This window comes from Streptomyces sp. NPDC047453, from assembly GCF_040643155.1.
Classification (GTDB): domain Bacteria; phylum Actinomycetota; class Actinomycetes; order Streptomycetales; family Streptomycetaceae; genus Streptomyces.
On the sequence record NZ_JBEYTS010000079.1, the window covers coordinates 22,615 to 30,831 of the forward strand.

The 8,217-nt window shown below is 69.5% G+C and carries 9 protein-coding genes; 1 reads left to right on the top strand and 8 read right to left on the bottom strand.

Annotation, left to right across the window (positions count from 1 at the left end):
* Window positions 1–48: 48 nt before the first annotated feature.
* Both ABZ818_RS36455 and ABZ818_RS36460 read right to left on the bottom strand, forming a co-directional pair.
* Window positions 49–2,613, bottom strand: coding sequence for an MFS transporter (locus tag ABZ818_RS36455; protein ID WP_361424644.1), 2,565 nt, complete (start codon window positions 2,611–2,613; stop codon window positions 49–51).
* 13 nt (window positions 2,614–2,626) lie between these two features.
* Window positions 2,627–3,121, bottom strand: coding sequence for a MarR family transcriptional regulator (locus tag ABZ818_RS36460; protein ID WP_361424647.1), 495 nt, complete (start codon window positions 3,119–3,121; stop codon window positions 2,627–2,629).
* A gap of 295 nt (window positions 3,122–3,416) precedes the next feature.
* Between ABZ818_RS36460 and ABZ818_RS36465 the strand changes: the two genes are divergently transcribed.
* Window positions 3,417–3,611 (top strand): hypothetical protein, encoded by a 195-nt coding sequence (locus ABZ818_RS36465; RefSeq protein WP_361424650.1) that lies wholly within the window; start codon window positions 3,417–3,419, stop codon window positions 3,609–3,611.
* A 257-nt stretch (window positions 3,612–3,868) separates the two neighbouring features.
* Here ABZ818_RS36465 and ABZ818_RS36470 read toward each other — a convergent pair whose 3' ends face one another.
* From ABZ818_RS36470 to ABZ818_RS36495, 6 genes are all read right to left on the bottom strand, one after another.
* Window positions 3,869–4,789 (bottom strand): RNA polymerase sigma factor SigF, encoded by a 921-nt coding sequence (locus ABZ818_RS36470; RefSeq protein ID WP_361424653.1) that lies wholly within the window; start codon window positions 4,787–4,789, stop codon window positions 3,869–3,871.
* A 246-nt stretch (window positions 4,790–5,035) separates the two neighbouring features.
* Window positions 5,036–5,938 carry an RNA polymerase sigma factor SigF gene (locus ABZ818_RS36475; RefSeq protein ID WP_361424656.1) on the bottom strand — a complete coding sequence of 301 codons (903 nt, stop codon included), beginning with the start codon at window positions 5,936–5,938 and terminating at the stop codon, window positions 5,036–5,038.
* Window positions 5,939–6,139: 201 nt separating this feature from the next.
* A complete protein-coding gene (locus ABZ818_RS36480) occupies window positions 6,140–6,433 on the bottom strand; it encodes a Dabb family protein (protein ID WP_361424659.1) in 294 nt (97 codons plus the stop codon).
* Entirely contained in the window at window positions 6,433–6,609 is a 177-nt protein-coding gene (locus tag ABZ818_RS36485; RefSeq protein WP_361424662.1) for a hypothetical protein, read from the bottom strand. Before ABZ818_RS36485 ends, ABZ818_RS36480 begins: the two co-directional genes overlap by 1 nt.
* Before the next feature lie 360 nt (window positions 6,610–6,969).
* On the bottom strand, window positions 6,970–7,311 hold the full coding sequence (locus ABZ818_RS36490; protein ID WP_361424664.1) for a hypothetical protein: 342 nt from the start codon (window positions 7,309–7,311) through the stop codon (window positions 6,970–6,972).
* 58 nt (window positions 7,312–7,369) lie between these two features.
* Window positions 7,370–7,915, bottom strand: coding sequence for a hypothetical protein (locus ABZ818_RS36495; RefSeq protein WP_361424667.1), 546 nt, complete (start codon window positions 7,913–7,915; stop codon window positions 7,370–7,372).
* Between the last annotated feature and the right edge of the window lie 302 nt (window positions 7,916–8,217).

Here is an 8,217-nt window from a genome sequence, read left to right on the forward strand (position 1 = left end):
CGTGACCCGGAACCTTGCCCGGGCCTCATGGGCACCCTGGCCCGGGGGTTACTCGCCGGGGTGGGCGAGCTCGATGTCGTGGTCGTCGACACCGCGGCCCGTGACCGAAAGGGCGGTCGCCACGGGCGGGTAGCCCGTCGCGATGACGGTGTAGTCACCGCCGTTCAGGTCGGTGAAGGCGTACGCCCCGTCCGCGCCGGTGGTGGACGTGCCCACCACGTTGCCCGCCGCGTCGACCAGGGTCACCCGGGCGTCCGCGAGGGGACCGTGCGGAGCGCGGACCACGCCCTGGAGCTGCGCCCCGGCCTCCAGGTCGATCTCGACCCGGGTCACCCCGGTGCCGCCCACCTCGACCGGCAGCGCCCGCGGCCGGTACCCGGCGGCGTTCACCGCGACGGTCACCGCGCCCGGCACCAGCTCGGCGAAGGAGAACTCGCCGCTCTCCCCGGTGGTCCCGGTGGCCAGCAGGTCGCCGCGCACATCGGTGACGATCACCATCGCGTCCTTCACCGGCAGCCCGGACCCGGCGGCCCGGACCACACCGCCCAGCCCGCTGGTGCCGCTGAGCAGGATGTCGTACGCCACCGGCTCGCCGTGGACGACCACCGTGGACGCCTGCGGCTGGAAGCCGTCGGCGGAGGCGATCAGGACGTACGAGCCCGCGCCCGGCGCGTCCACCGTGTAGGCGCCGTCGGCCTGCGCGACCGACCGGCCCAGCTGGCGGCCCGCCAGCGAGATCAGCGTGACCGCGGCCTGCGGCACCGGCGCGCTCTCGGCGCCCCGGACGAAGCCGTGCACCGGAATCCCGGCGCCGGCACCGGCGATCGGCGCACCGGGTGCCACCGCGGCGACCGCGGCCAGCCGCTGCGTGCCCTCGGGACCGGTTCCGGCGCCCTCGGCGGGGGAGGCGGCCATCGCCCAGCTGGGCACCCGCTCCCCGGCGGAGCCGGCCGCGGCCTCGGCGGACCGGGCCTCGGCGACGACGGGGGCGGCGGCCGGGTCGACCGGCGCGGCCTCGGCCTCGCCGGCCTGCGCCAGCGCGCCCTTGGTCCGCAGCGGGACCTCCTTGATGAACAGCGAGATCAGGAAGGCCACCGCCGCCAGCGCGGCGGCGATCAGGAAGATGTCGGCGATGCCGTGTCCGTAGGCGCTCTCCATGACCGTGCGCAGCGGCTTGGGCAGCGCGTTCATGTCCGGGATGGAGTCGCTCGAACCGGAGGCGGACAGGGCGGCCGCGTACTTCGGGCTGAGGTCGGCCAGGCCGTCCTTGACGTAGTCGGTGATCCGGTGGGCCATCACCGCGCCGAGCGCGGAGACGCCGACCGCACCGCCGAGGGAGCGGAAGAAGGTGACCGTGGAGCTGGCGGAGCCGAGGTCGCTCGGCGACACCTGGTTCTGCGTGCACAGCACCAGGTTCTGCATCATCATGCCGATGCCGAGGCCCAGCAGGGCCATGAAGACGGCCGTCTTCCAGTACTCCGTGTCGTAGCGGATGGTGCCGAGCAGACCGAGCCCCGCCGTCACCAGCACACCACCGCTGACCAGCCACATCTTCCACCGGCCGGTACGGGTGATGAACTGTCCGGAGACGGTGGAGGAGACGAACAGACCGCCGATCATCGGGATGGTCATGACGCCCGACATCGTCGGGGACTTGTCCCGGGCCAGCTGGAAGTACTGGCTGAAGAACACGGTGCCGCTGAACATCGCGATACCGACGAACAGGGAGGCGAGCGACGCCAGCGTGATGGTGCGGTTGCGGAACAGCCGCAGCGGGATGATCGGCTCGCGCGCCTTGGACTCCACGAGCACGAACAGCAGACCGAGGAGGATCGAACCGCCGACCATCGCGTACGTCTGCCAGGACAGCCAGGCGTACTTGTCACCGGCGAAGGTGACCCAGATCAGCAGCAGCGACACGGCGGCGGAGATCAGGAACGCGCCGCCCCAGTCGACCTTGACCTCGCGCTTCACCACGGGCAGGTGCAGGGTCTTCTGCAGGACGATCAGCGCGATGACCGCGAAGGGCACGCCGACGTAGAAGCACCAGCGCCAGCCCAGCCAGGAGGTGTCGGTGATGACACCGCCGAGCAGCGGGCCGCCGACGGTGGCCACGGCGAAGGTGGCGCCGAGGTAGCCGGAGTAGCGGCCGCGCTCCCGCGGCGAGATCATCGCGGCCATGACGATCTGGGCGAGGGCGGACAGACCGCCGGTGCCTATGCCCTGCACCACACGGCAGGCGATCAGCATGGCCGGGTTCTGCGACAGGCCCGCGCAGGCCGACGCCAGGACGAAGATGACGAGCGCTATCTGGACGAGCGCCTTCTTGCTGTAGAGGTCGGCGAGCTTGCCCCACAGGGGAGTGGCCGCGGTCATCGACAGCAGGGCGGCCGTGACCACCCAGGTGTAGGCGGACTGGCCGCCGCCGAGGTCGCCGATGATGTGCGGCAGCGCGTTGGAGACGATCGTGGACGACAGGATCGCCACGAACATGCCGAGCAGCAGCCCGGAGAGCGCCTCCATGATCTGCCGGTGCGTCATCGGAGCGCTGCCGGGGGAGCCTCCTCCGTGCTTGGCGTGGGCCCGCACACCGGCTGGTGTGGTCGTTGCCATGGGCTTCCTTTTCTTACGTGCTTGCGGGTGTACGGGTGGTCTTGGGGGCAACGGGTGCGGGGGCCCGGGCCGGAGCGGAACGGCAGTCGCCGAAGCTGGCGCGCAGGCGTGTCATCAGCCGGATCAGCTGGCCGACCTCGTAGTCGGTCCAGTCGCTCAGCCGCTCGCTGAGCAGGCGGGTGCTCCGCCGGGTCAGCTCGTCGAGCTGGTCCAGCCCGGCGGGCGTCAGGCGCAGGATGCGCGAACGCTTGTCCGCGGGGTCCTGGATCCTCTCGATCCAGCCGCGTGCGGCGACGTGCGCGACGTGCCGGCTGGTCACCGACATGTCCACGGAGAGCAGCTCGGCGAGCTTGCTCATGCGCATGTCCCCGTGGCGGCCGAGCAGGGTCAGCACGGCGGCCGAGCCGCCCGGGCAGTCGGGCGGCAGGATCCGCCCCATGTCCCGTTTCACGGCTCCGACGGCACTGAGCTGACGCGCGAGCTCTTCGTACTGCGCCTGCTCGGCCATCACACCTCCCGAATTCGTTGCTCAGGGCAACCGTAGAGATGGTTGGTTGCCACAGGCAAACGAATCGGGCCCTGGTGGCGCAAAAACGTGGCAAAGGCAAGTATTGGCGAATGTAAACCCGCAGGTGGGGTGCTGTCCGCCGCCTCGCGACCGCGATGTGACCCAGTCGACAGCCGGTCGCCCATCGAGGTTCCCCGTGCAGCGAGGTGCCGGGCGGGGTGGCAAGTGGGATGCCAAATAGGGTGCAGGGCCCCCCGCTTGGGCGGCGGCAGCGTTTTCGCTAGGGTCTCGGGCCATGGCTAACACCCAGGGCCCGCAGGGCAACCACGACCCCGCCGGCAGTACCCAGATGTTCCGCGCCTTCGTCGACGACGCGCCCCCCCAGAGCGCGCAGCAGCAGGCCTCCTCCGGCCCGCGCGTCGGGCTGATCGTCGCTGTCGTCGCCGCGGTGGCGGTCGTCGCGGCCGTCGCCTGGCTCGCGCTCAAGTAGGGCGAATCGGCCTTTCAGTACGAACCACTCTTTCCGGCTCCCCGTCTCCGTCCATCGGCGCCTGCCGCCCCTCTCCCCCGTCGGCTCCCTCTCTGCCGGCCCCGCCGCCCCTGTGTGCGGCCGGGAAACGGCTCTCAGGCATACGACGGCCGCCGACGCGCCCGAACGGCGCCTCGGCGGCCAGGAGTCGACGTCACCACGGCAGCGTGCCGTGATGTCCGACGCCCCGTCGAGCGACAGGCGCCGGACCGTGCGGATCAGTCGCTGATGAGCCCCTCCCGCAGCTGTGCCAGCGTCCGGGTCAGCAGCCGGGAGACGTGCATCTGCGAGATGCCGACCTCCTCGCCGATCTGCGACTGGGTCATGTTGGCGAAGAAGCGGAGCATGATGATCCGCCGCTCCCGGGGCGGCAGCTTGGCCAGCAGCGGCTTGAGCGACTCGCGGTACTCCACGCCCTCCAGCGCCGTGTCCTCGTAGCCGAGGCGGTCGGCCAGGGAGCCCTCGCCGCCGTCGTCCTCGGGGGTCGGGGAGTCCAGCGAGGAGGCGGTGTAGGCGTTGCCGACCGCGAGGCCGTCGACGACGTCCTCCTCGGACACGCCCAGCACGGCGGCCAGTTCCGTGACGGTCGGGGAGCGGTCGAGCTTCTGCGAGAGCTCGTCGCTGGCCTTGGTGAGTGCCAGACGCAGCTCCTGAAGGCGCCTGGGCACCCGCACCGACCACGACGTGTCGCGGAAGAAGCGCTTGATCTCGCCCACGACCGTCGGCATCGCGAAGGTCGGGAACTCCACGCCCCGCTCGCAGTCGAAGCGGTCGATCGCCTTGATCAGGCCGATGGTGCCGACCTGGACGATGTCCTCCATCGGCTCGTTGCGCGAGCGGAAGCGGGCCGCCGCGTAACGGACCAGCGGGAGGTTGAGCTCGATCAGGGTGTCCCGGACGTAGGCACGCTCGGGGCTGTCCTCGTCGAGGGCGGCGAGCCGCAGGAACAGGGAGCGGGACAGGGTGCGGGTGTCGATGGTCTCCGAGGCCGGCAAGGCCGACGCGGCCGGAACAGCCGGGGCGGGAGCGGCCTCGAGGGCCGCTCCGTCGTCGAGGGCGTCGAGCGGCTCGAGCGCCGGGGAGGGCGTCTCGCTCTTCGTGAGCGTCAGCACCTTGGAGCTGCCCTGGTCTGCGGACATGCCACCCCCTCTGGGTCGCGGGACGGTCGCGGCCACGCTCTCTGACGAGGAGAACGCAGCCCTCACCTGAATACCGGAGCCGAAGCCACGGCAAACGCGCTTCCCGCAGAATGTCACATGTCGGCAACGCGCTGTAGGGACTTGTCGACAAGTCAGAACCGAATCGGCCCTGGAAAAAAGCGGTCTGACAGCCTTTCAGCCCGAAGATGTCGGGAACTGCCCTGATGGGTGATTCGCTCTTCCCGGTTACGCGTCGATCCTGTTTGCGGATCGCAATCTCTGGAAGCTACGGGCGAGTAGCCGGGACACGTGCATCTGGGAGACGCCGAGTTCCGCACTGATCTGCGACTGGGTCAGATTGCTGTAGTAGCGCAGCAATAGGATCCGCTGTTCCCGTTCGGGAAGCTGGACGAGGAGATGGCGGACCAGGTCGCGGTGCTCGACGCCGTCCAGGGCCGGGTCCTCGTAGCCGAGCCGGTCCAGCAGCCCGGGCAGCCCGTCGCCCTCCTGGGCCGCCTCCAGGGAGGTCGCGTGGTACGAGCGTCCCGCCTCGATGCAGGACAGGACCTCTTCCTCGGTGATGCGCAGCCGCTCGGCGATCTCGGCGGTCGTGGGGGAGCGGCCGAAGGCGGTCGTCAGGTCCTCGGTCGCGCTGTTGACCTGCACCCACAACTCGTGCAGCCGGCGCGGGACGTGGACCGTGCGGACGTTGTCGCGGAAGTAGCGCTTGATCTCGCCGACGACCGTCGGCATCGCGAAGGTCGGGAACTGCACGCCCCGGTCCGGGTCGAAGCGGTCGATGGCGTTGATGAGCCCGATGGTGCCGACCTGGACGACGTCCTCCATCGGTTCGTTGCGGGAGCGGAAGCGGGCGGCCGCGTAGCGCACGAGCGGCAGGTTCGCCTCGATGAGCGCCCCGCGCACGCGGGAGTGCTCGGACGTACCGGGTTCGAGCTCCTTCAACTGGGCGAAGAGCACCTGAGTGAGGGCCCGGGTGTCGGCACCGCGCCGCTTCTCCGGAGCCGGGGCCGGATCCGTAGTGGGGGTCGCGGCCGGAGCCGGGGCGGCCGTGGTCGGGGCCGCGGCCGTGGTGGTGGCCGGGGTCGGGGCCGAGACGGGATCCTGGGGCGGCGCAGTCTTGGCCGACACGGTCAACGCCACCTCTTCGTCGATCAACTCATCCGTCAAAAGCGGTCATAGCATCACAAGACAGGTGCATCGTGTTCAAGCACCGCATATGCACGTGTTGAGGGATGAAATAGGGCATAAGACGTCGAGAAGCCCCGCACCGTTCCGATGCGGGGCCGAGTGTGCATCCGTACGGCCGTACGGCTGAGAAGTACCGGGCGGTCAGAACTCGTAGTCGGCGATCACCCACGTGGCGAACTCACGCCACTGGGCGACGCCCGCCTGATGGGCCGGGTGCTCCAGGTACCGGCGCAGCGCGTCGGCGTCCTCGACCGCCGAGTTGATCGCGAAGTCGTAGGCGATGGGCCGGTCGCTGGTGTTCCAGCCGCACTCCCAGAAGCGCAGGTCCTCGATCTGCCCGCCGAGCGCGCGGAAGGCCTCGGCGCCCGCGGTGACGCGCGGATCGTCCCGCTCGATGCCTTCATTGAGCTTGAAGAGGACCAGGTGGCGGATCATCAGTTCCCTCCGTCGGCGAGCCACGTCATGAAGTCGCCGATGGCCTTGGCGGCGTCGGATATGCCCTCGAACCCTATCTCGACGTAGCCCGCGGCCCCCTTCGGATCTGTGATGATCACGTAGAGCACGAAGACCACGAGCACATAGACGGCGATCTTCTTGGCGTTCATCGCCATCGCGGCCTCCCCCTGTCGGTGATGTCCCTGTCGCTGAGTTGCCTGTAGTCGGTACCGTCCGGGCCGAGCGCTGTAGATGATCGCACAAAGGGCCCCGTCCTGACGGACGGGGCCCTTCTCAAGCGGTAGCGGAGGGATTTGAACCCTCGGTGACTTGCGCCACACTCGCTTTCGAGGTCTGTTCGTACTGGTCAGAGCGTGATCCGGAGTCGTTCAGCCTTGTTCATCCTCGTCCTCCGCCCGTCGCGTGAACCGTTGTGAACGTCTCCGCACGGGGGCGAATGAGACGGAAACTGAGACGGAGTTATCGCTCGCTGACCTGCGCGTTAGTACTCCAGCCGGACTTCTAGATTTTCCCTCCTATCGTGAAGGCGGCAGGGGTGGCCATGATTCGGGCGGTAGCGGTGGCGGGGGCGAAGGTGGCGGGGGCGGGGGTGGCTCCCACGCCGGCAGCACCGGGCCGCCCGCGCGCAGGCGTGCGATGGTCAGCTCGGCCCGGCGGCGTGCGAGCGGCGCGTCGTCGCGTTCGAAGCGATAGCGGATGCGGGTGCGGCTGTCGGTGACCTCGGTGGACAGCAGCCGGTAGCCGAGCGCGTGGGCGATCTCCTCGACGTTGCGCGAAATGGCGTCCTTCAAGAAGTTGAGCGTCAGCTCGATCCGGCCCCGGCCGTCGAAGAGGGCTACGATCTCCTCGCTCTTCACTTTCCCCACTTCCTCCAGAAAGACCGTCAGCCTCGCACCAGGAGCATGACGGCCTCGTTCAGCCGGTCACGTCGCCGGTGAACTCGGGGAAGTCCTGGCCCGAGTAGTCCGCCACGCGTTGCACCCTGACGACGATGCGCTTGCCGTACTCCGTCTTCATGGACCAGTCGTCGGTGAAATTGGACCCCGTCCCCGGAGCCAGCTGGCCCTCCAGGGGCTTGGACCCGCTCTCGAACGTCCTGTGCTGCGCCTCGCCGCCGGTCGTCGCGCCGTCCACGAGGAGCGTCACCCCGTGCAGGTCAACGGGCTTCTGGCCCTCGTTGGACACGTACAGCAACACGCGGAAGTCGGTGTACCCCGCCTGCGGTGCCTCGTCGTAGTAGGTGGACACCCGGGCGGCGATGACGGAGACATTCAGACCGTCCGGCCAGGTGTACCCCTTATTGAAAGTCAGGTGCGCCGAGGGTGCCGTGCTCGTCGCGGCTGTCGGCGGCTGCGAGGGTTTCGGCGTCGCCTTGTTGTCCTCGCCGCTGCCGGTGTTGTTGCAGGCCGCCAGAGCTGCCACCAGTAAGGCCGCTATCGCGACCTTCACGCGTGTGCGCATGTCTCCTCATTCCTCAGTCGGTGCACATCGTCCCACCGGTGTTACTCAGCAACGGACCCGCGGGCGGGTACGGCGCCCCCTCTATCCCGGTGCCGGCCGATCCCCCGCCGGAGGCACTGTTCTGACCTCGGCTGTGCCGTCTCAGTCCAGCCCTGGCCTGGTCTTCGCCCCTTTGTGGGCGCGGGCGGGCGACGGCGCGCGGCCCCGGTGACGAAGGCAAGGAGGGGCGGCGCGGCGGCGACCGACCGGCGCTGGCGCGCGGTGGGCGGCCACACAGATGTTAGAAAGGACAGCGTGGGGTT

Excerpts from the sequence above, each read along its gene's own strand:
- ABZ818_RS36495 (WP_361424667.1), bottom strand. The coding sequence starts at position 7,915 with ATGCGCACACGCGTGAAGGTCGCGATAGCGGCCTTACTGGTGGCAGCT.
- ABZ818_RS36455 (WP_361424644.1), bottom strand. The coding sequence starts at position 2,613 with ATGGCAACGACCACACCAGCCGGTGTGCGGGCCCACGCCAAGCACGGA.
- ABZ818_RS36470 (WP_361424653.1), bottom strand. The coding sequence starts at position 4,789 with ATGTCCGCAGACCAGGGCAGCTCCAAGGTGCTGACGCTCACGAAGAGC.
- ABZ818_RS36485 (WP_361424662.1), bottom strand. The coding sequence starts at position 6,609 with ATGGCGATGAACGCCAAGAAGATCGCCGTCTATGTGCTCGTGGTCTTC.
- ABZ818_RS36460 (WP_361424647.1), bottom strand. The coding sequence starts at position 3,121 with ATGGCCGAGCAGGCGCAGTACGAAGAGCTCGCGCGTCAGCTCAGTGCC.
- ABZ818_RS36480 (WP_361424659.1), bottom strand. The coding sequence starts at position 6,433 with ATGATCCGCCACCTGGTCCTCTTCAAGCTCAATGAAGGCATCGAGCGG.
- ABZ818_RS36465 (WP_361424650.1), top strand. The coding sequence starts at position 3,417 with ATGGCTAACACCCAGGGCCCGCAGGGCAACCACGACCCCGCCGGCAGT.